The following is a 21,270-nucleotide window of genomic DNA, read 5'->3' on the forward strand; positions in this document are numbered from 1 at the left end:
TTTAGGCTTTCACGGGAGCGGGAGCGTCTCCGTGGGCGTCCGAACCCCGATGCCGCAGGACCAGTTCAGTCGCGGCAAACAGGATGCCCCCTAAACCAAGCGGCGCGAGGAAATAGACGAACCGGAACACCAGAAGCGGCCCGATCAGGTTCTCCTGGGGTAGAAGGTACATGACGACGCTCTCGATGACGCCAAGGCCTCCAGGCACATGGCTCACGAGCGCCGTCGCATTGGCGATCACATAGACCGATGCCACGCCAAGATAGGCAACGTCTGCCACGGCCGCGAGGGTCTGATGAAGGCAGGCAGCCACAAAAGCGAAGTTGATGGATCCAATCAGAACCTGCCCGATGGCGAGCCGGAATCCCGGAACCTCAAGCGACCAGCACCGGATCCGCAGCGGCCGGTGCACGAAGAAGGACAGGGTCAGATATATTGCCGGGACGGCAAGGCAGGCTATGCCCAGGGCAACGATGATCGGATGGGTCAGCCCTGTAATCTCCACGGCTAGCCTCGATCGCAGGAGCAAGGCTGCTCCGCCCAGTGTCGTCAGGCCGAGCCCGACGGTGACGCCGCAGAAGACGATGACCTTCGCCACCTCGCCCGCGGCAAGCCCCCAGCGGCTGTAGAAGCGATAGCGCACAGCACCGCTGCTTAAGGCGGCCAATCCGAGGTTATGGCCGAGGGAAAGGGCCGTGAAGGAGGCCAGGGCCGCCTTTGGATACGGCAGCGGCCGGCCGACATAGCGCAAGGCCAGATGGTCGAAGAAGGTCAAGGACACATAGCTCGCTGCAGCAAATCCTGCAGCAGCCAGGAGGCTTGGCACGGGAACGGCCGTGACGGCGGCGATCAACTCGTTCAGGCTGTAGCGGCTGAGCGTGCGGTACAGCAGAAAAGCTGCCAGACCGACGGCAGCCGCAGCGATCAGGTACTTCCAGTTACGCATTCCTTCTCCTCAACCGCGTTGCAACCGCACACGAAACGACTCTGCTCTCAAAAGTTCAACGCAAAGGCGGAGCCTGCGATCCGTAATGTGATCTTGTAAGCCCCCTATCCATGCATGTGGGCCATGCTGGTCTGGTGCGCCTTGCCGCGAACGATGTGGAATTCGACAAGAAGCGGGAGATGATCCGAGGCAATGCGGGCTAAAGGATTCCTCACCGCTTCCACCCGCTGCACCGCAATCCCGCGGCTGACGAACACATGGTCGATGCGGAATATCGGCAGGCGCGACGGGAACGTCGCCCTGGGCTTGGGAAGCCTCCCCAACGCCTGCACATCCCAGAGGTGCGAGGTCAAACGCTGATAGGCCCGCGACCGCGGCGTGGCGTTGAAGTCCCCTAGCAGGATCACCGGCCCCCGGCAGGCCTGATGGCCAAGCCAATGCGGACCCAGCAGGGCATTCACCTGCGCCAATCTTTCGTGGCGGCGCAGGCCCAGGTGGGTGTTGATGACCTGGACATCGGCGCCTCCGAGGTTGACCGAGGCCCAAAGAGCGCCTCTCGGCTCCAGGCGCGGCTTTCCGGCGAGACCCGGAAGAGCCTCAGCCTTGACAAGCTTCGAGGGCCTGTGGGTCAGGATCGCGTTGCCGTATTCCTCCTCCAGCACCCGCATGCTGGCATGGAAATGCACATGCATTCCGAGCGCCTGGGCAATCGCATGAGCTTGATCGACACCCCCGGTCCTGGTCCGTCCTACGTCGAGCTCCTGCAGCGCCACGACGTCCGGCTCATAGGCTGCAATCACATCGGCGATGCGCGCAGGGGAGAGCCGTCCGTCCGTGCCGAGGCAGCGGTGTACGTTATAGGTCAGGATTCGTGGCACTTCGCCCCCTGTTGGCAGACCTCCGGAGGGAGCGCCCTGCCCACCGGCTGGTTCCTATGCAGATGGAACCAGAACTCCCATCGATGGAGCCCGGATCCATTGAAGCTCGGCTTTTTGACAGGCTTGAGGCCGCACATCCCGGCGATGCTGGGCGGTTCCACCACTCAACCCGAGGGGTCCGAGGGATGTGAGTTGGGAAATGGAACGGGGACCGTGCGTACATCCGGCACCGGTCCCCGCCTTCTCGACCGGCTGCAGCAGCAACCGGATTCAGCCATCATAGACCAGACGCGGGAGGCCAGATCAGAGAATAGGAGGTAGGAGGCCTTACCCTGTCGGGGGTCGGATGTCCGAAAGGGTGCCGGAAGCCCCGTCCATGGAAGCGCAACTATGCAAGAAAAAGAGGTTCCCGCCCCTGCCCCGGCGCGCTATGGCATGCCTATGGAAGGCAGTTGGAGCTGACATGTCCGAGATGTTCTCTCTTCAGAAAGACAAGATCCGTGTTCTCCTGCTCGAGGGGGTGAACCAGAGCGCGGTCGATCTGATTAAGGCGGCGGGCTACACCAACCTGACTCACCTCAAGACCGCCCTCGACGAGGACGAACTCATTGAAGCCCTGCAGGGGGTCCACCTCCTGGGCATCCGCTCCCGCACTCAGCTGACGAGTAGGGTTCTGCAATCCGCCAACCGGCTGATCGCTGCCGGCTGCTTCAGCGTCGGGACGAACCAAGTCGACCTGGAGGCTGCCCGCCAGGCCGGCATTCCGATTTTCAACGCTCCGTTCTCCAACACCAGGAGCGTGGCCGAGTTGGTGATTGGCGAGATTGTCATGCTCCTGCGACGCACCTTTCACAAGGCCAGCGCAGCGCATAGAGGCCAGTGGGACAAGTCCGCGACAGACAGCCACGAGGTGCGTGGCAAGACGCTCGGCATCGTAGGCTATGGCAATATCGGCTCGCAACTCTCCTACTTGGCGGAAGCCATGGGCATGCGCGTCATCTTCTTCGATCAGACCGACAAGCTCCGCCACGGAAATACGGAGCCTGCCGATAGCCTGCACGCCCTGCTGAGCCAGAGCGACATCGTCAGCCTGCATGTGCCGGAGACCCCGGCAACGCACGGAATGATCGGCAAAGACGAGATCGCCGCCATGAAGAAGGGCGCCTATCTCATCAACAACAGCCGCGGCACGGTGGTCGACCTCGACGCCTTGGCCGAGGGGTTGAGGAGCGGTCATCTGCGGGGAGCCGCAGTCGATGTGTTTCCCATTGAGCCTGCATCCAACAAGGAGCCTTTCGTCACCCCGCTGCAGGGCCTCGATAACGTTATTCTGACACCTCACATCGGTGGATCGACGGAGGAGGCGCAGGAGCGCATCGGCGCAGAGGTCGCCAAGAAGCTGACCGATTACTCCGACGTGGGCACGACGGTCGGAGCCGTGAACTTTCCTCAGGTGCAGCTGCCATCCAGGACGACCGGCACCCGCTACATCCATGTGCACAGAAACGTGCCCGGAATGCTCGGGCGCCTGAACAACGCCTTCTCCCAACGGGGCCTCAACATCACAGCCCAGCATCTGCAGACCGATGGCGAACTCGGTTATGTGGTGATCGAGGTGGAAGGTCGGCCCGAGCAGAGCCGGGACACGCTGCAAGAGATCCGCGCGCTTGAAGGGACTATTCGCGCCCGGCTGCTCTATGCCCGCGGATGATCCTCAGATGCGGGACGCCTGACGTGTCGGACGACCTTCATCGAGCATTTGTGCTGAAGTCATGATACCGTCGATGACGCTCTCTCCTCCGTGAAGGCGACGGCGCGCTCGTCCAAGCGAAAGCAGGAATGTGATTGCCGGTACTCATATGAAGTTACGTCATTTCATGCATCAGGCAGCGGCCGGGCTCGCCCGCATGATAGGGTTTCCTCGTATCGTTGCGGACAAGGCGGAACCAGTGCCTGGAGAGGCTTTCCTCTCGAACGCAGAACACAAGCAGACTGGAGATGATCGTCTCTCAGGCTCATCTCCCGAAAAGCGCCGATCTCTCGTTCCTCCGCAACTCGACGATCAGGAGGAAGCCCCTTCGTCCATTCATGCCCAATTGGAACGCTTCAGCCATATGAACACGTCCGTAGACACCCTGGCCGAGCAGATGCTGACCCTCGTCGAGATCGTGTCTGCTCAGGAGCGAGACATCAAAGCGCTCAAAGAGCAGTGCCGCGTCCTGGAGGAACATGACCAAGCGATTGCGGTTGCATTCTCGACCTTTTTCCACGTTCTCTCCGCCGGGCGCGTTGCGAAACTGAGTGAGATTGGCACCATCCTGAACGACATCATCAAGGTCGCGGAGCAGGAAGGACGTCCGGCCGCATCCATCAAGTTCCTCCGGGACCTGGCCGGCATGCTCCCTGAGGATCAGCGCTGAGACCGTCCTCATCTCTACTTATAAGAGATTGTATGCGTAATCTTCGAGGAAGGATGCCGGATTTAAGCATCTGTTAACCCTGCTGTTTCACACTTCGTGAAGTGCCGCGATGGCGCCACGAGCGTGTCTGCCCAAGCCTGGGTCCATCGCCCTGCTGTCTTCGACTGCCGGCAGGCCAGAGGCGAAGGAAGCTGGTAATGGCGACAGACAGGGCGGAAGCGACAATCGAAGCGGCGATTGCAGGGCATGTCGCCAGGGTTTTTGAGCATGGTCGCCAAGTGACAGCCGTGGCCCAGATCCGCAACCGCATCACCGATCACTTCGAACCAAATGCACGACAAACAGAGCAGGACAATCAACCTCCGGCACCTATCGCCCTGCACCGCAGGGTTGCTGCAGCCTTTATTCCCCTTGAACGAGTCTACGACACTCCTGATCGCGTTTCTGATCTCGCGGAACTCAGAGGAAGCCTCGAGCGGCAGCTCAGCCCCCAACAGGGAACTGAGCGGAAACTCCTGCTCGGATATGCCAAGAGCCAGCTCCTCATCGAGCGGCAGCAGCTCTTCATGAAAAACGAATTCACCGAAGGCTTCGGACGCATCGAAGCATGGGTTCTGTCAATTGTGTTCCTCACCCTGGTGCTTTTGAATGTCGTCAGCATTCTCTGGGCGCTGCCTCTCCTCGGTTTGAGCATCTGCAGAGCTTGGTATCTCGACAGGCAATGCAAGCGCCGCCTCGGAAAGATCGCGGAGATCGACTCCCTGATCGCGCGGATTGAGCATGCCCCTTCAGGGCAGCGTCATCACGAACGGTCGAGAACGGCTGAGGCGATTGCGATATCCTGAACAGCGAGCCCCGAGAACGTCGACACCGTCACCTGTTCGGCTGCCGTTCGACCGTTGACCATTCCCGAAACGACTTCGCCTATCTCGACGATGCGGCTCATGCCTGCATCATCAGCCCGATAGGCGTGCCAGAGTTCACCCCGTGACCGGCCTTGTGCCCTGCTGTCTGTGACGACGAGGTCAGCCCGCTGGATGATCGCCGGATCCAGCTCCTGCTTGTCGGCACTGTCGGCGCCGATCGCCGTGATATGGGTGCCGGGCTGAATGTCGGACCATCGCAGGAGCGGTTCCCGGCTCGCCGTCGCGGTGACGATCAGGCGGCAACGGACCGCGACCTCGGCGGGCGAATGCGCAGCCTCGACGAGGAAGCCCTTGTCCCGCATTTTCTCAGCATAACCATCTCCACGCTCCGGATTACGCCCCCAGAAGATGATGTTCCGGCATGGCCGAACGGCTTGGAGGAGTTGAACCTGCAGTTCGGCCTGAATGCCTGTCCCGAGCACGCCGACAGCCCCGATCTTCTCAGGCGCGAGGTACTTGGCCGCGGCAGCTCCGGCCGCTGCCGTGCGCAGATCGGTCAGACGCCCGCGATCGTTGAGCACGGCTGCCAGTTCGCCTGTGTCTTTCTTAAAAACAAGAAGAAGCCCGTCGCTGCTGTTCAAGCCGTGTGCGGGATTGTTCCAGAAGCCGGATGCAATTTTGACTACATAGGTGTCGCCTGCCTTCAGGTAGCCGTACTTGATGTGGACCTCTCCCGGTGGATCCTCGAACAGGAGTTCACCTGGCGGCGGAACCACGGCCTCGCCGCGAGAGAAAGCTGCGAAAGCCTGCTCCATCAGGCGCACAAGATCGACGCCCTTCAATCGCTGCTCGATCTGCGAGGGATTGAGAAAGGTGATCGGACCTGCGGCAGCCATGGTTCTTACCCTTGACCGTTCAGGATGGAAAAGACTTTGTCTATGTCGAAGTTCGCTCCACACAATACGACGACGTTCTTCTGACCTCTGCAGCGGTCTGCCACTTTAAGAAACCCGGCTAAGGCAAGAGCCGCCGCACCCTCCACGATCTGGTTTTCCTTGAAAGCCATGTCCTTAAGCGCATGTGCGATCTCGACCTCTGTGCAGGTGACGACTTCATCGACGACCGAGACAGCGAGTGGCAGCGTGATGCTGTCATTATCCATGCCCCCTGCAACGCCATCCGCGAGCGTGTCGCGATGCTCGGTCTCGACAACACGTCCGGCCGTCATGGAGGCCGCAAGAGCAGCCGAATTCTGCGCCGCTACGCCATAAATGCGCGTCCTGGGGCTGAAGCTCTTAAGCACCGAGCCAATGCCGCCGATCAGCCCACCGCCGCCCATGGCGATGAAGACATTGTCGATGTCGTCCGCCTGTTCGAGCAGCTCCAGCCCGATGGTCCCCTGGCCGGCGATGATTTCGGGATCATTGTACGGAGACACATAGACCAGACCTCGCGACGCCGCTTCTTGCTGGGCGTGAAGCTCAGCCAGGCCGCTCTCAGCGCCGTGCAGAACGACATTGACGTTGAAGCTGCGAATTCGCTCGAGCTTGGCCTGTGCTACCGTTTCAGGCAGCACCACGGTCAGTGCCTGACCGATCGATGCAGCCGCCTGCGCTGACGCGATCCCATGGTTGCCGGATGATGCCGTAATGACTTCGCGGTCGACGCCGAGCGACGTCATCTTGCTGGCTGCCCCACGGATCTTGAAGGATCCGGTGAGCTGAAAATTCTCGGCTTTGAACAAGAGCGACGAGCCGGTTTCCCGGCTGATCTGCCGCGATGGGAGCAAGGGTGTCTCGTAGATGTGGCTGCGGATCCTCCGGCGCGCCTGCACCGATCGGGCGGCAGCCTCAAGAACGATGCTGATCATGGCGTTTCTCCGTCTGGCAGCTGCTCAGGGTTCGATCGCCCTTTCATCCGGATTGCTCTTTGTGAGAGCCTTGCCAGGATTGCGGCAGAGCATTCAATCATCCTGGCGAACTGGTCAATGATGATGTTCTCATCGGGCGAGTGGAGCATGGCTCCATGGTGAGTGATACCAAGGCCGACGATCTCGGCACCCAGCTGTTCCACGAAGGGATAGGCTGTGCCCGAGGCCGGCGAGCTCGGCTGCACAATGGCCGATTTGCCGAAATGCGCCTCCAGAAGCTCCTTCGCGTCCTGAACGAACCAGTGGTCGGTCGATGCTCGGACCGGCTTCACATTGGCATCGTGAACGATGAGTTCGATGTCCTCGAAACCATGCCTGTCGAGATGCCCGCGCAGAAGTGCAACGATATGCTGCGGATCCTGATCAGGCACAAGGCGGAAATCGATCTTGACCGCACCCTCCCCAGGCAGAACGGTCTTGGCGCCCTCGCCCGCATAGCCGCCTGAGAAGCCATTCACATTCATGCAGGGTTCGAAATTGATGGCATTGTAGAAGTTCTCGGCATCAACTCCGTCGAGAAGCCGCTGCGCGCCCGTCGCCTCTACCAGGCTATCTAGGGAGTAAGGAGGAGCCGCGGCCAGTTCCCTATCGCTGAGGGAAGCCTGACGCACGGCGTCGTAAAAACCTTCAACGAGGATGCGTCCTGAATTGTCGCGGAGAGACGCCGTTGCGGCTGCGAGCCGCCACAGTGGGTTGTCGAAGACGGCGCCAAGGCTCGAATGCAGATCCGCTCTTGCCGTTCTGTCGCGCAGTTCAACCGCCATCACACCCTTGAAGCCGCAAAGGATGATTGGGCGACCGCTCGCATCGATCTCGCCATATTCCCACCAGCAGATATCGACGGCTTCACCTTCAAAGCGTCGTTTCAGGAAGGCTTCGAGCGACGGACTGCCGATCTCTTCCTCGCCATCGACAAGCCAGATGAGCTTGAACGGCAAGGGCCCAGGATGCTGCTCCCGGAACAAGCGCCAGCCTGCGAGTCGGCTGATGAACTCTCCCTTGTCGTCTGCGACGCCACGCCCGTACCAGCGACCGTCGCGCTCGGACATTTCGAACGGGGGAAAGTGCCACAGCGACACCGGGTCTTCGGGCTGAACGTCGTAATGGTTGTAGATCATGACCGTGAGCGGGCCGCTGCCGATCTCGCCCACGACGAACGGACCCACTTCTCCCGGTTGTATTTCTGTATTGAAACCCGCCTCGACCAGCAGATCACGAACCGCCTCGGCGCACTCGACAAGCTTTTCGCCTCGCGCGCTGACCGATGGAATGGCCACGAGACGGCGGAGCTCTTCGCGTGCCTTCGGCATATGATCGTGCGGCAGCATTGGGTTGATCTCGCTTCAGACCAAGCCGCGGCGGGCAAGGAAGGTGTCGAGGCGGGCGAGCCCCTCTATGAGGTGGTCGGGCTTCACGCCAATGCCGATCCGGATGTGGTTCTCGATCCCGAACCAGCTTCCGGCCACGACGAACACACTTTCCTCTTCCCGGAACGCATTGGACAAAGCCTCTGACGGCATATCGAAGTCATAATGCAGGAAGGCCATGCCACCGGCCGCGGGACGCTGCCAGGACCATCGATTCCGCTTCTCGATCCAGCGCTGGACGATGTCCGCGTTCTCGCGCAACAGAGCCCGCCCCCGTGCCAGAATGCGCTCGCGGTTCTCCGGTGCCATCACGGCGGCGCCGACGATCTGGCTCAGGATCCCGCTGCCGATTGTGGTATAGTCCTGCCGCTTGGCAGCCTCCTCGACGACCACTTCCGGCCCGACGATCCAGCCGAGACGCAGGCCCGGACAAGCGAATGACTTTGACAGGCTGCTGGTAACGATGACGCGGTCGTAGCTTCCGTAGAAGGTTGCCGTCTCAGCCCCGTCGATCTCGCCGCCGCGATAGATCTCGTCGACCATGAGCCATGCCCCTGCCCTACGGGCGGTCTCCAGCAGAACCTCGCGGCTGCGGAGCGAGAGAACGGCGCCGGTCGGGTTACCGGGATTGGTAACGGCAATCAGCTTCACGCCGCCGTCCACGGCCTGCGCAAGCGCATCCGGATCGATCTGCCATCCCTGGTCTGGCACGAGAGGCAGCCGCTGAACATTCATGCCGAGAGCGCGTCCAAGGCCATCGACCTGCATGAAGTTGGGAACCGCGAAGAGAACCTTGTCGCCGGGGTCCGCCATGGCCATCAGGGCGATCATCGTCGCCTCCGAGGAGCCGTTGGTGACCAGCACATTGGAAGCCGATGCGCCCGGATACCAGCTTGCGATCGCTGACCGCAGATCCGGTCGACCATCGGTCCAGCCGTAGCCGAGCGGAAGCCGCAGGAGCGCCTGCGCGGCATCCGACGGCATGATCTCCTCAATGGTGCAGGGATGCACGCCGCTTTCGGTCAGGTTGATCTCGACGCCGTTCTCGAAGAGCGTCTGGTTCCGTTCCATGAGAAAGGTATCGAACTGCACGGTTGCTCCAATGCGGGAATGACAGCGCTCCGGCGCTGAATGAACCCGGACCATGGCAGGAGAGATTTTGAACCGTCAAGTCCAATTTGGACTTTCTTGTCCAAATCCATGATGCTACAGAGCCGAAACATCTCGCTCAGCCTCACGGGGATCCCATGAAAATCGAAGAGTTCACGCTGGAGCGCATTCAGTCGCTGTATGAGAATACGGTCGAGTACAACCTGTCCGACAGTGGTGTGCATCCCTACTCCCTGCGTGAGCTCCTGACTCCGGAGCAGCAGAACCAGTTGCTCGATGTGGAGCTGGGCTACGGCTGGACGAACGGGCGCGTGGAACTGCGGCAGGCCATCGCCAAGTTGCACACGAAGCGTACGGCTGACGAGGTGATCGTCACCAACGGATCGGCCGAGGCAAACTTCCTGCTCGTGATGTCCCTGCTGGAACCGGGCGACGAGCTTGTCGTGTTCGTTCCGAACTACCTGCAGATCTGGGGCTGGGCTCGCGCCATCGGTGTAACGGTGAAAGAGGTTCTTCTGCGGGAGGAGCTGGGATGGACGCCGGATCTTGCGGATGTGCGCAAGGCCGTGTCGGCCCGCACGAAGATGATGACGATCTGCAATCCGAACAATCCGACAGGCAGCGTCCTGTCGCGCGAAACAATGGACGGGCTCGTAGCGATTGCGCGCGAGCACGGGATCTACCTTCACGCGGACGAAGTCTACAAGGGCGCGGAGCTGGAGCAGGACGAGCCCCCAAGCTTTGCCGATCTCTACGAGAAGGCCATCATCACCAGCGGCCTCTCGAAGGCCATGGCGCTGCCCGGCCTACGCATCGGCTGGCTCGTCGGGCCCGCACAGGAAATCTATGCCTCCTGGCAGCGCAAGGACTACACCTCGATCACGACCGGCGCCGTCAGCGAGTTCGTGGCCGAGATTGTCGTGGAGCCTGCAAAGCGGCAGGAAATCCTGTCGCGCAGCAAGCGCATCCTGCGCGAGAATCTCGCTCTCCTACAGCGCTGGGTCGATGAGAACAGCGACTTGTTCTCGTTCGTGCCGCCCAAGGCCGGTGGCATGGCGTTTCTCCGCTACGCGATGTCGATGAATTCGACGGAGCTGGTACATCGCCTGCGTGAAGAGCGCGGCATCATGCTGCTGCCGGGCGATGTCTATGGCATGGATCACTATATCAGGATCGGCATCGGCGCTCCTGCCCATCACCTGGAAGCGGGTCTTCAGCGCCTTGCAGCATTCGTGCGCGCGGAACTCACATGACACAGGCGCAGAAGGCGTCTCCTGTAGCGGACCTTACCCCGGAGCTGGCGGCCTATGCGCCGGTCTGTGATGCCATTGCTCTGCTGTTCCAGCCCTATGCGGAGGTGGTCCTGCACGATCTATCGACAGAGACGGTGGTCCATCTGTCGAACCCGTTCTCCAAGCGGGAGCTCGGCGAGCCGTCTCTCCTGCATGAGATCGATTTCAAGCCATCCGACGTCATCATCGGCCCTTACGAAAAGGTGAACTGGGACGGGCGGCGCATCAAATCGGTCAGCGCTGTCCTCCGCGCGGGTTCCAAGGGGATCGGCATTCTCTGCATCAACGTCGATGTGTCCCATTTTCATGCCGTGATGCAGACACTGACGGCCTTGGTTGCCGTTCCCCAATCTGCCGAGAAGCCAGCTTCCTTGTTCAAGGAGGATTGGCACGAGCGCATCAATGAGTACATCCAGAGCTGGACCCGTGAACGCGGGCTCTCCATTGCGGAAATGACCCGCCTGCAGAAGCAGCAGCTTGTCGCCGACTTGGCGGGAGACGGCGCGTTCGGCGGGCGCAATGCGGCGGCCTACATCTCTCGGATCCTCGGCTTGGGCCGTGCCACCGTCTACAACTACCTTCGCAAGAAGGATCAGGCCTGAGAGGGAAGGAGCGCGTCGCGCACGGCCCGCCAGCTCGTCTCGTCGGGCGCGCTGATGAGGCCCCCGCTCCGGTTGGCCGGGCGGTAGGGGGAGCCGTCGAAATGCGCCGTGCAGCCGCCAGCCTCACGATGGATCAGCCAGCCGGCCGCGTGGTCCCAGGGCATGACGCTCGATGAGAACGAGAAGTGCAGATGACCTGCGGCGATGAGCCGATAGGTATGAGCCGAGCAACGGAGATCGGCCGCCATGGCGACCTTCGGCAGGTTGCTGGTCACTAGGGGCCGCAGGTTCTCGGGAAGGTAGCGCCAGGAGACATTGCCTGCCATCTCGGCGAGCGGAACGGCGGCTGCGACACCAAGGGGAGCGGTGCTGCCGTCGGGGCGCTGGATCCAGGCTCCCTCGCCACGAACAGCCATGGCCCAATCGTCCGAGATTGGATCAAGGATCACGCCGCAGACCACTTCTCCTTTCATCACCACGGCCGCCATGACACCGAACAGGGGAAGCCCGGAGGCAAAGTTGAGTGTGCCGTCGACGGGATCGAGGATGAAGGCGAGCTCAGCATCGTCCAGTCCGTCGAGCAGCCGCGGATTACGGCTTACGCCCTCTTCTCCAACCACCAGTGCAGCAGGGAAGAGACGCTGAAGCTCCGCCTCGATCATCCGTTCGGCCGCTTCGTCCGCGTCCGTGACGAGGTCGAGATGCGAGGTCTTGGTCCGGACGGCACCAGCGGAAAGATTTCGGAATCGTGGCAGGATCTCCGCCTGCGCCGCTACCCTGAGAAGTTCCGCCACGGTCATGGCGTCGGATCGGGAGAAATTCATGAGACTGGTCACCTAAATCATCTCGAGCGGACGCTTGCGTTTCGGCGCCGGGAACTCGGCATCGATGGCCGCCAAGTCCTCCGGAGTCAACCGGATCTCCAAGGCCGCATGGTTCTCCCGCACATGCTTGGCGCTCGACGCCTTCGGGATGGAAATCACCCCTGGCCTGTTCAGCAGCCATGCCAGAGCGATTTGGAATGGGCTTGCCTCATGTCGTCGCGCGATGGCTTGCAGCGCACCACCTTGAGGAAGCCTTCCTTGCTCGATCGGGCTGTAGGCCATCAACGGCATGCGGCGCGCTGCCATCCATGGAATGAGGTCGAACTCGGGGCCACGTCGCGTCACATTGTAGAGAATCTGATTGATTGCACAGTTCTCTCCCGCCGACACGCCGAGCAGTTCTTCCATGTCGTCAACATCGAAGTTGCTGACGCCCCAGTGGCGGATCTTGCCGGATCGGCGAAGGTTCTCGAAACCAGCGACAGTCTCCTCCAGCGGAACGCTTCCGCGCCAATGCAGAAGGTAGAGATCGAGGCGATCCGTCTTCAGCCGCCGAAGGCTTCGCTCGCAGGCCTCGACGACACCCTGCCGGCTTGCATTGTGAGGGTAGACTTTGCTGACGAGGAAAACGCGGTTCCGTTCCGGAGCCAGAGCCTCAGCCACCAGTTCCTCGGCGGCTCCCTCACCGTACATTTCAGCCGTGTCAATGAGGGTCAGTCCGAGTTCCACCCCGAGGCGCAAAGCCTCGATCTCTTGTTTCCGGCGGTCAGCCTTCTCGGCCATCTGCCAGGTACCCTGCCCGAGCGCCGGAACGTTTTCACCATTCGGCAACGTGACAGTCAGGCTCATCGCAACTCTCCTTGAGCAATCGCCTTGCCAGTCCAATTCGGAAGCGGCCGCACCCACTCAAGCCGGCGCTCCTAGAAGATTCTCCGGACACAAGTGCTATTGCAGGCGGGGTGTTTTCATGAAGCGGCCCCGGTCCGCCGACCGTATCGTCACATCGAACCTGTCGCCTTCCCGCTCAAGGGTGAGCGGAACATCAACACCGGCCGGACCGAGCGCCCAGATAGCCCGGTAGAACTCTGCCAGCGAGGCCACGCTCTGCTCCGCAACGGCATGGATCTGATCACCGGCGCGCAGGCCCGCTCGCTGGGCCGGGGCATCCCCCGCGAGGCCGATGATCGTGAGCTCGTCATCCTCAGCTTCCGCAACATAAAATCCCAGCCAGGGTCGCGGCTCGTGCTTGACGCGGCCAGACGTCAGCAGATCATCAAGGATGGGTTTCAGAAGGTCGATCGGCACACTCATGTTGAGAGGCACGACAGTTCCGCCGGAGGCCTGGTGCTGGAGCTGGAGGGAGCCGATACCCATGAGATCACCGCGCGGACCGATCAACGCCGTTCCGCCCCAGTTGGGATGAGCCGGCGCGGTGAAGATGGCCCCATCGATCAGATACTCCCAATAGCCTGCAAATTCCTGGCAGGCGACGACCTGTGCGGCCAGGGAATGGATCTGCCCTCCGCTTCCGCCGACGACGACCTGATCTCCAGGCTTCAGGCGCCGGGAATCCCCCAGGGCCAGCACAGGCACGCCAAGAGGCTCAAGCGCCTGCACCAAGCCAAAGCCGCTCTCATAATCATAGGCGATCACATGCGCCTCTACGACCCGCCCCCGGTTGGTGGTGAGCCAGACCTCTTCGGCTTCGGCAATGAGATACCCGATCGTCACGACAAGGCCGTCATCCCGGATGACCACGCCCTGCCCCGCCCGCTCCACCCCAAGGGTCTCGGCAGTGAACGCATCCTCGGGAACACGCGCCCGCAGGGAAACCACGGCCGACAGGGCGTTTTTCAGATCGTAGTCGAGAAGCCTGGGATCAGGCTGGAACTCAGGAGGGATTTCCCATTCGTCGGGTGGCTGCATGAAAAACTCCCCGGTCTCTCCGCCGAGAGCCTGCACCCTTTCAACATGGCAGGAAAAACGATCCCTTCAACAGCCCTCCTCCTTTTTGACGCACAAAAAGCCGTGTTCTCGGGACAAGTTGACTTGAGTTCATGACGCCGCTTCGATCCCGGAACAAAGGTTTGGGCAGACCCAAGGAGAGGATCGGAATTGCCTTAGGCAGTTTCCAGGATTCTGACGGGAGTTACCTCGAGTTCGACCCTGTGAACCTGCTCCTGGCGCTTCTCCACCATGCTGATGGCTTGCCTAGCATAGAGGCGAAACTCATGCTTCAGGCTCCGGGAAGCGTTCTCCCAAGCTTCCGTCTCGTGCCAAGCGGCAAAGAACGCTCGGGCAATATGCTCGACCTCAAGATCCACCTGATCCACCTTTGCCCCCACGGAGAAACTGTTGCGTCTCTCACGGCACGCGGAACGATGCCGCTGCGTCAACAGCCAAGGTGTCTGATTTGCGGGGATGTGTCTGTATCAAAAAAGACACTGCCGGAGGGCTTTAGCGGAGGCAGGAATGCAGTCCCGTCGACGCGCCTATGCGGCCTGAGCCTTTGCGAGGAAGTGATCGATGTCCTCCTTCAGTCGCTGCAACTGCTGATCCAAGGTCTGCTTGGCATTCGACACCTGATAAGCCGCCGATGCGGCGGAAGCTGTCGACCCTGACAGGGCTTCGATGCTGCGCACCACCGCATGGGTATGATCGGTGGTCTGGTTGACGTTTACAGCAATCTCCGACGTGACCGCAGCCTGCTCCTCGACCGCGGCCGCAATAGCCGTTGCGATGCCGCTCAGGTCATCCATGATGCGCCCGATGTCATCGATGTCAGAGACGCTTCGCCGGGTTGCTTCCTGAATGGCGCCGATGCGGGAGCCAATCTCGGTCGTGGCCTTGGCAGTCTGGTTCGCCAAGGTCTTGACCTCCTGAGCCACCACGGCGAACCCCTTGCCCATCTCACCGGCTCGGGCTGCCTCGATCGTGGCATTCAGGGCAAGCAGATTGGTTTGAGCAGCAATTCTCTCAATCAGGTCGACCACATCTCCGATCTCCCTGGCCTGCTCGGCCAGCCCATTGACGGTGTCCTTCGTCCGCCGGGAACTCTGCAGCGCATGTTGGGCAACATCGGCGGACCGACTGGCCTGCTGCCCGATCTCGCGAACGGATGAAGCAAGCTGTTCAGTGGCCGCCGCACCGGACTGCATGTTGGATGCGCTCTGCTCCGCGGCGCTCGTCACCTGATTGGCAAGGCTGCTGGCATTGGCCGTGGCGGCATCGAGATCCGCTGCACTTTTAGAAAGAGCTCCACTTGCCAGACCTGAAATTTGCAGGCTTTCCTGAACAGCGCTTGAGAACGAAGCAACAGCCTGCGCCAGCATCTCGCCCTTCTTCTGCCGTTCCTGAACGAAAGCGTCCTGGTACACGGAGATCGCAAAATCCATGTCCAGCATGACGGCGCGGTTTACGACCGTGAGCTTACGAGCCAGCCGGGATCCGTTGAAGCGATGCTTCTTGCCGAGAGCGGTGACCAGTTCGTTCAGAACGAATGCATAACCTCCAATGTACCACCGCGGCTCAAGGCCGATCTTGTTATGGATCAGGCCGATGCGGTGAATGCCCTCTACATAGGCGGCATCGAAGCTGCCGCTGAAAAGACGTCCCCAATGTTGCAGCTGAGCCGACACAAGACGTGACTGCTGCGTGCCAATCAGCTTGGACAGATGCGGCTGCCGGTGCATGTGGTCGTAAAACCTGGACAGGATCTCAGGCAGAACAGAGTGAATATCCTGCCAGACAGAGCGTAACTCCTGGCGGACGCTGTCATCGATGCCGATAAATGTCAGCCGGTCTGCAATCGCTATATCGTTGTGCAATGCACATACTCCAATCGTTGGAGAAGATTTAGCCATTCAGGCTTGATTGAAGCTTGCAAACCCGCCCCTGCGCGCTTCCCCAGTGAGCATGCGGCCTAGCTTCATGGCCCGCCCTGTCAGATCTGAAACCAAGCCCGGCATGCCGCGTTGTTCAAGTATCTGAGGGGCTACAACATGATCACCCAGGCAACAAAGTATCTTCACACGCTCAAAGCAGGCAGATCCGCACCGCGTTACCGCGGCAACAGCCCCTCGCTTCCAGCCAACATCCAGGATCATCTGGGCCAACTGCTGAGAGCAGAGTATTATGAACGCGGAGACAAGCCGCGCTTCCTGGGCGACCCTGCGCTTCCGCTGGAGTTCGACCCCTATCTTCAGCGTCTCGACCAGAAGGAAAGAGATCTGAGATCTTCGATGATCGCCGAGAAGGGTCGGCACGCGGTTGCTGCTGCGCTCTTGGGAGTCCATGCTTAAGAGCCGGGTTTTAGGACTGCCAACCTCACCACGCGGCATGTCCTTAGCGTCACCCTTATCATTCGCTTCCCGCAGCCAGCTTTCCTGCCGCTTGATCTCAGGCGCTTGTATCAGGGCTAAATGTGAGAGTTTGGAATGGTTGTGGAACTCTCTGCATGAATGAGCACTTCTGGAAATCATGAGAGCCATTAGCGGCAGAGCTGTTCTGAGACAGGCGTTCAGGCACCTGGAGCATGAAGTGCCTGGCAGAGTCGCGCGGGTTCTGCGCAACCTTCGGCACCCGGCGGCCAAGTGGATCAGGCTGCCCGTCGGCGTTCTCTTCGTCATCGGAGGAATCTTCTCAATCCTGCCGGTCTTCGGACTATGGATGCTGCCGCTGGGTCTGTTGCTGATGGCTTATGACATCCCTTTCCTGCGGAAGCCCGTCGGCCGCTTTACGATCTGGGCTGTTCGAAAATGGGCCAGGCTCAGGCAGCATTTCTTTCCAGAGCGTCCTCACCGATAGCAAGACCGACAAAGACCCCGGTCCGAGGCGCTACTGGTCTGGCAGAACGCCTCCTAGCTCGTCTTCGATGTAAATCGAGATGATGTCGTCAAAGCTTTTCTCCGCCTGGAAGCCCAGACTTTCAGCTCTGCGAGCATCGAAGCGCTTGGGCCAGCCTTCGACAAAGCGCACGATAGTCGGGTCAATCTCGTGCCTGATCCGGCCGACGCAACGTTCGCCGGCGATACGCCTGAGTGCATCGATCTGCTCCGCCACCGTCACCGACACGCTCGGCATCGTTAGATTGCGGCGGGGGCCGACCTGGGAGAGGTCGAGGGTTGCCGCATGGATCAGGAAATTCACGGCCGATCGGGGCGAGGCGTGGGAATGGCGCACGTCCAAAGGCACCGGCAGGATAGCCTCCTGCCCGCTCAAGGGCTCACGGATAATGCCCGAGAAGAACCCTGAAGCAGCCTTGTTGGGCTTGCCGGGGCGCACGCAGATGGTCGGAAGCCGAATCCCGATCCCGTCAAAGAACCCCCGTCGCGAGTAGTCGGCCAGCAGCAGCTCGCCGATGGCCTTCTGGGTTCCATAACTCGTGAGCGGAGTTAGGAAGAACTCGTCGCCGATCGCCTCCGGGAACGGCGCTCCGAATACGGCGATGGATGAGGTAAACACCAGCCGCGGCCGGTACCCGTTTCCGATGTGGCGGATGGCATCGAAGAGGAACCGGGTGCCGTCCAGATTGATCCGATAGCCCTTCTCCAGATCGGCTTCGGCTTCGCCGGAAACGATAGCGGCCAAGTGAAAGATGACGTCCGGACGGGCTGCCACCAGACGCTCCGCCTCTCCCGGAGTCGAGAAGTCAGACGTCAGAGTGTCGACTGCAAACGGCGCCTCAGGCCGCTCTGGCTCGACCACATCATGCAGGACGAGACGAGAAATCTCCTGTCCGCCGAGATGCCGCTCTTTCACCAGACGCTCGACAAGCTTGCGGCCGACCATTCCGGCGGCTCCGAGAATGAGGATCTGCATCGGTCAAAATCCCTTCTTCAGGAAAGCCGCGGCGGGCTACCCAAGCCCAAATTCAATAAACGTGTGTGGCGCCGCTGCCGAGCGGCGCCACTCTATCTAAAGGCGGGAATTACTTGCCCCGAACTTTGGTCAGTTCGTCCTGCATCATCTTCACGGTTTCCGGACCAATCGTCGCCGCATGCTTTTCCCAGACGCTCTTGGCCTGCTCACGCATGCGATTGGCCTCCTGAGCATTCAGCTCGTTGACGACGGTGCCTTCGCCCTTGATCTTGTTGAGCGAGGCTTGAGACAGTTCTCGGGATACTTTGCGCTGCTCGTCACGAGCCGTGACCGCACAATCTCGCAAAGCCGCCTGTTCATCCTTCGACAACCCGTCCCACAGCTTCTTGGAGTAGAGAACGAGGAACGGCGTATAGGCATGGCGGGTCACCGACAGGTACTTCTGCACCTCATAGAACTTGGAGGTGTCGATGGTCACGAAGGGATTCTCCTGACCGTCAATGGCCTTGGTTTCCAGGGCTGTGAACACCTCACCGAATGCCATTGGGACGGCATTGGCGCCGAGGGTCTTGAAGGTGTCGAGGAACACGTTGTTCTGCATGACGCGGACCTTGAGGCCCTTGAAGTCTTCCCACTTCTCAACCGGACGGCGCGAATTTGTGAGATTGCGGAACCCGTTCTCCCAGTAGGCCAGATTGACGAGCCCGACGGACTCGAGCTTCGTGTCGATGTGCTTGCCGAAGCTGCCGTCGAGAACCGCATCAGCCTCCTTCTCGTTGGCGAAGAGGAACGGCAGGTCGAACACGCCGAGATCCGGCAGGATGCCGATCAGCGGGGAGCTTGAGGTGACGACCATTTCCTGCGTGCCGGAGCGAAGGGCCTGAGTAGCCTGCAGATCGCCTCCGAGAGCATTGCCCCAGAAGCCCTGGACCTTCAGCTTCCCGCCTGACTTGTCGGTCAAGCATGCTCTGAACTTGTCGACTCCCTTGCCATTGGGGTGATCCTCGTTCACGCCATTGGAAATGCGAATATTGCGCTCCGTGAACTGCGCATAGGCCGGAACAGCCGCAAGGATCGTCGCCGCAACACCTGCAGCAAGGGTAAATTTGAAAGCCTTCATGATTGTTTCCTCTCTTTGATTGACTTCAACCGACTTAGCGACCCCGCAACCAAGCGAGGGGCACCGTTACCAGCTCGGGAATTAGGATGAGCAGGACCAGCACGATGAGCTGAGCGATCAAGAACGGGTTGACGCCCCGGATCACGGCTCCCATCGGCACGCGGGCAACACCGCTCACCACGTTGAGCACAATTCCCACCGGGGGCGTGATCAAACCGATCGCATTGTTGATGATGAACAGAACGCCGAAATAAACCGGGTCGATGCCCGCCTGCTTGACGATAGGCATGAGAACCGGCGTCAGGATCAGAACGGTCGGGGAGAAATCCAGCGCCGTTCCAACGATGACCACGAGAAACATCAGGGCGAACATGAGCAGGGTTTTGTTGTCCATCAGGGGCTGGATGAGCCCGCTGATCTCGCCCGGGATGTTCGCCTGAGTGATCAGCCAGGCGGAGACCAGAGCGGCCGCCACGAGGAACATCACCACGGCGGTCGTTTTGGCGGCTGTCAGAAAGACCCCGTACAGCATCGAGGGCTTCAGCTCGCGATAGACGAACATGCCGATCAAGAGTGCGTAAACGGCGGCCAAGACTGCGGCTTCTGTCGGCGTGACGATGCCCCACTTGATTCCACCTAGGATCATCACCGGCATCAGAAGTGCATAGAATCCGTCCACGAACGCCTTGCCGCGCTCCCGCATGGTGGTGCGTGGGAACGTTTGCATCTTGTCCCGTCTGCTGACAATTGCCCACGCCACGACCAGCGAGATGCCCATCATCAGGCCGGGCACGACCCCGGCCAGAAACAGCTGCGAGATGGAGACGTTAGCCGCAACGCCAAAGATGATGAAGCCGATGGAAGGAGGGATGACCGGCGCGATGATGCCGCCCGCCGCGATGAGCCCCGCGGCCCGGGGGATATCGTACCCCGCGTTCCGCATCATCGGGATGAGAATAGCCGCCAGAGCAGCCGTGTCAGCCGCAGCGGATCCGGAAAGGGCGGCAAGGATGAGAGCCGCGACGATGGCGACATAGCCAAGGCCGCCGTGGATGTGCCCCAGGCAGGCAAGAGCAAAGTTGACGATGCGCTTCGACAACCCTCCCACATTCATCAGTTCGCCAGCCAGCAGGAAGAACGGGACGGCGAGGAGCTGGAAGTTATCAGCTCCAATGATCATGTTCTGCGCCACGATCTGGCTGTCGAAGTTGCCGAGCCAGAGCATAAGCGCCAGCGCGCAGACGATGAGCGCGAAAGCGATCGGCATCCCTAAGGCCATGGCCCCCAGAAGCGAAGCAAGGAATACGACAATCGTCACTCGAGGTGCCCTCTCAGATCATTCGCTTCATCGTCACTGTAGTCCCCCGCGAAAGCCCGTAGTTCCTGACCGCTGAGGCGCCCGGTGAGAACCCGCAGGATGCGGAGAGCAGCCATGAGGCCCAGGCCTATGCTCGCGAAGAAGCCGACACCGTAGACCCACAGCATCGAGATCTCCGTGATGGGTGCATAATTTGTGGCGTTGATTTCTGCCTGCTGCCAAGTCCCCCAGAAGAAGACGACGCAGCAACCGATCACGAAAAGGTCCGATAGAACCATGCAGAACTTACGCCCTCGGTCTCCAAGGCGGGACACCAGGGTCTCCACACCAAGGTGCGCGTTCTGCCGCCCTACGACAACGGCTCCGATGAATGTCAACCACACAAAGAAGTAGCGGGAGAGTTCTTCGGATACGTCAATTCCGGTATCGAAGAGGTAGCGCAGCACGACATTGCCGAAGACCATGACGACCATGGCGGCGAGCAGCAAGACCAAGAGCCCCTCTAGGCCCTTGAAGAAGAAGGATACAGCCCTGTTCACCGTTGCTCCCTGCCTCCTGTCCCTGCCCACATTATTCTGTTCGCCTCAGGTGACTGTTCAAGGTCCCTGAGGGGCAAAGTTTCACTGATCTAAGGCCCAGCCTTGACGAGTGTCAATTCGGTGCGGAACAGGCTTTCAGTCCCAGATGCTTAAACTACTGCCAGCCATAAGGAAGTGTTCTATTGTTTCGAATTATACTTATGAATACCGTGATGTGAACTCATTCCGGTGGATATTG

General features: G+C 60.4%; 22 protein-coding genes. 7 read left to right on the plus strand and 15 right to left on the minus strand.

Annotation, left to right across the window (positions count from 1 at the left end; translation table 11 throughout):
• Position 1: 1 nt before the first annotated feature.
• Both IC232_RS06480 and IC232_RS06485 read right to left on the minus strand, forming a co-directional pair.
• Positions 2–946, minus strand: coding sequence for a lysylphosphatidylglycerol synthase domain-containing protein (locus IC232_RS06480; RefSeq protein WP_190844113.1), 945 nt, complete (start codon positions 944–946; stop codon positions 2–4).
• 104 nt (positions 947–1,050) lie between these two features.
• Complete coding sequence (locus IC232_RS06485) at positions 1,051–1,824, minus strand: endonuclease/exonuclease/phosphatase family protein (protein ID WP_190844114.1); 774 nt, start codon at positions 1,822–1,824, stop codon at positions 1,051–1,053.
• Between the two features lie 463 nt (positions 1,825–2,287).
• Between IC232_RS06485 and serA the strand changes: the two genes are divergently transcribed.
• The 3 genes from serA to IC232_RS06500 all read left to right on the plus strand — a co-directional run bounded on the left by serA (position 2,288) and on the right by IC232_RS06500 (position 5,089).
• Positions 2,288–3,535: a phosphoglycerate dehydrogenase gene (gene serA, locus IC232_RS06490; protein ID WP_190844115.1), complete on the plus strand. Its 1,248-nt coding sequence runs from the start codon at positions 2,288–2,290 to the stop codon at positions 3,533–3,535.
• 403 nt (positions 3,536–3,938) lie between these two features.
• The gene (locus IC232_RS06495) at positions 3,939–4,244 is read left to right on the plus strand and encodes a hypothetical protein (RefSeq protein ID WP_190844116.1); all 306 of its coding nucleotides are present in this window, start codon (positions 3,939–3,941) and stop codon (positions 4,242–4,244) included.
• Between the two features lie 197 nt (positions 4,245–4,441).
• Positions 4,442–5,089 carry a hypothetical protein gene (locus IC232_RS06500; protein ID WP_190844117.1) on the plus strand — a complete coding sequence of 216 codons (648 nt, stop codon included), beginning with the start codon at positions 4,442–4,444 and terminating at the stop codon, positions 5,087–5,089.
• Here IC232_RS06500 and IC232_RS06505 read toward each other — a convergent pair.
• From IC232_RS06505 to IC232_RS06520, 4 genes are read right to left on the minus strand one after another with little or no spacing between them, the layout of a single operon-like run.
• Positions 5,047–6,006, minus strand: a complete 960-nt coding sequence (locus tag IC232_RS06505; protein ID WP_190844118.1) for an ornithine cyclodeaminase family protein — start codon at positions 6,004–6,006, stop codon at positions 5,047–5,049. The genes IC232_RS06500 and IC232_RS06505 overlap by 43 nt on opposite strands.
• Positions 6,007–6,011: 5 nt before the next feature.
• Entirely contained in the window at positions 6,012–6,980 is a 969-nt protein-coding gene (locus IC232_RS06510) for a pyridoxal-phosphate dependent enzyme (RefSeq protein ID WP_190844119.1), read from the minus strand.
• On the minus strand, positions 6,977–8,368 hold the full coding sequence (locus IC232_RS06515) for a M20/M25/M40 family metallo-hydrolase (protein ID WP_190844120.1): 1,392 nt from the start codon (positions 8,366–8,368) through the stop codon (positions 6,977–6,979). The genes IC232_RS06510 and IC232_RS06515 overlap by 4 nt, the downstream gene beginning before the upstream one ends.
• Positions 8,369–8,383: 15 nt before the next feature.
• Positions 8,384–9,499 (minus strand): aminotransferase class I/II-fold pyridoxal phosphate-dependent enzyme, encoded by a 1,116-nt coding sequence (locus IC232_RS06520; RefSeq protein WP_190844121.1) that lies wholly within the window; start codon positions 9,497–9,499, stop codon positions 8,384–8,386.
• Between the two features lie 155 nt (positions 9,500–9,654).
• Between IC232_RS06520 and IC232_RS06525 the strand changes: the two genes are divergently transcribed.
• Both IC232_RS06525 and IC232_RS06530 read left to right on the plus strand, forming a co-directional pair.
• Positions 9,655–10,770, plus strand: a complete 1,116-nt coding sequence (locus IC232_RS06525) for an aminotransferase class I/II-fold pyridoxal phosphate-dependent enzyme (RefSeq protein ID WP_190844122.1) — start codon at positions 9,655–9,657, stop codon at positions 10,768–10,770.
• Entirely contained in the window at positions 10,767–11,411 is a 645-nt protein-coding gene (locus tag IC232_RS06530; protein WP_190844123.1) for a transcriptional regulator, read from the plus strand. The genes IC232_RS06525 and IC232_RS06530 overlap by 4 nt, the downstream gene beginning before the upstream one ends.
• Here the strand turns inward: IC232_RS06530 and IC232_RS06535 are convergent.
• The 5 genes from IC232_RS06535 to IC232_RS06555 form a co-directional block, all read right to left on the minus strand.
• Positions 11,402–12,235 carry an inositol monophosphatase family protein gene (locus tag IC232_RS06535; protein WP_190844124.1) on the minus strand — a complete coding sequence of 278 codons (834 nt, stop codon included), beginning with the start codon at positions 12,233–12,235 and terminating at the stop codon, positions 11,402–11,404. The genes IC232_RS06530 and IC232_RS06535 overlap by 10 nt on opposite strands.
• A 12-nt stretch (positions 12,236–12,247) precedes the next feature.
• Positions 12,248–13,084, minus strand: a complete 837-nt coding sequence (locus IC232_RS06540) for an aldo/keto reductase (RefSeq protein WP_190844125.1) — start codon at positions 13,082–13,084, stop codon at positions 12,248–12,250.
• Between the two features lie 96 nt (positions 13,085–13,180).
• Positions 13,181–14,161 (minus strand): S1C family serine protease, encoded by a 981-nt coding sequence (locus IC232_RS06545; protein ID WP_190844126.1) that lies wholly within the window; start codon positions 14,159–14,161, stop codon positions 13,181–13,183.
• A gap of 194 nt (positions 14,162–14,355) precedes the next feature.
• On the minus strand, positions 14,356–14,568 hold the full coding sequence (locus IC232_RS06550; protein WP_190844127.1) for a hypothetical protein: 213 nt from the start codon (positions 14,566–14,568) through the stop codon (positions 14,356–14,358).
• Between the two features lie 159 nt (positions 14,569–14,727).
• Positions 14,728–16,062: a globin-coupled sensor protein gene (locus IC232_RS06555; protein ID WP_246812065.1), complete on the minus strand. Its 1,335-nt coding sequence runs from the start codon at positions 16,060–16,062 to the stop codon at positions 14,728–14,730.
• Positions 16,063–16,236: 174 nt separating this feature from the next.
• Here IC232_RS06555 and IC232_RS06560 point away from each other — a divergent pair, with 174 nt between their 5' ends.
• Together IC232_RS06560 and IC232_RS06565 are read left to right on the plus strand one after the other, a co-directional pair.
• Positions 16,237–16,536, plus strand: coding sequence for a hypothetical protein (locus IC232_RS06560; protein ID WP_190844129.1), 300 nt, complete (start codon positions 16,237–16,239; stop codon positions 16,534–16,536).
• A gap of 238 nt (positions 16,537–16,774) precedes the next feature.
• The gene (locus tag IC232_RS06565; protein ID WP_312895117.1) at positions 16,775–17,041 is read left to right on the plus strand and encodes a hypothetical protein; all 267 of its coding nucleotides are present in this window, start codon (positions 16,775–16,777) and stop codon (positions 17,039–17,041) included.
• A gap of 30 nt (positions 17,042–17,071) precedes the next feature.
• On the opposite strand, the gene denD is transcribed toward IC232_RS06565, so the two are convergent.
• The 4 genes from denD to IC232_RS06585 form a co-directional block, all read right to left on the minus strand.
• Positions 17,072–18,055 (minus strand): D-erythronate dehydrogenase, encoded by a 984-nt coding sequence (denD, locus tag IC232_RS06570; protein ID WP_190844131.1) that lies wholly within the window; start codon positions 18,053–18,055, stop codon positions 17,072–17,074.
• A 109-nt stretch (positions 18,056–18,164) separates the two neighbouring features.
• Positions 18,165–19,175 carry a TRAP transporter substrate-binding protein gene (locus tag IC232_RS06575; protein WP_190844132.1) on the minus strand — a complete coding sequence of 337 codons (1,011 nt, stop codon included), beginning with the start codon at positions 19,173–19,175 and terminating at the stop codon, positions 18,165–18,167.
• Positions 19,176–19,209: 34 nt separating this feature from the next.
• Complete coding sequence (locus tag IC232_RS06580) at positions 19,210–20,493, minus strand: TRAP transporter large permease subunit (protein ID WP_190844133.1); 1,284 nt, start codon at positions 20,491–20,493, stop codon at positions 19,210–19,212.
• Complete coding sequence (locus IC232_RS06585) at positions 20,490–21,032, minus strand: TRAP transporter small permease (RefSeq protein WP_190844134.1); 543 nt, start codon at positions 21,030–21,032, stop codon at positions 20,490–20,492. The genes IC232_RS06580 and IC232_RS06585 overlap by 4 nt, the downstream gene beginning before the upstream one ends.
• Positions 21,033–21,270 lie beyond the last annotated feature (238 nt).

It is taken from the genome of Microvirga sp. (assembly GCF_014699075.1).
In the GTDB taxonomy this organism is placed as follows: Bacteria; Pseudomonadota; Alphaproteobacteria; order Rhizobiales; family Beijerinckiaceae; genus Microvirga.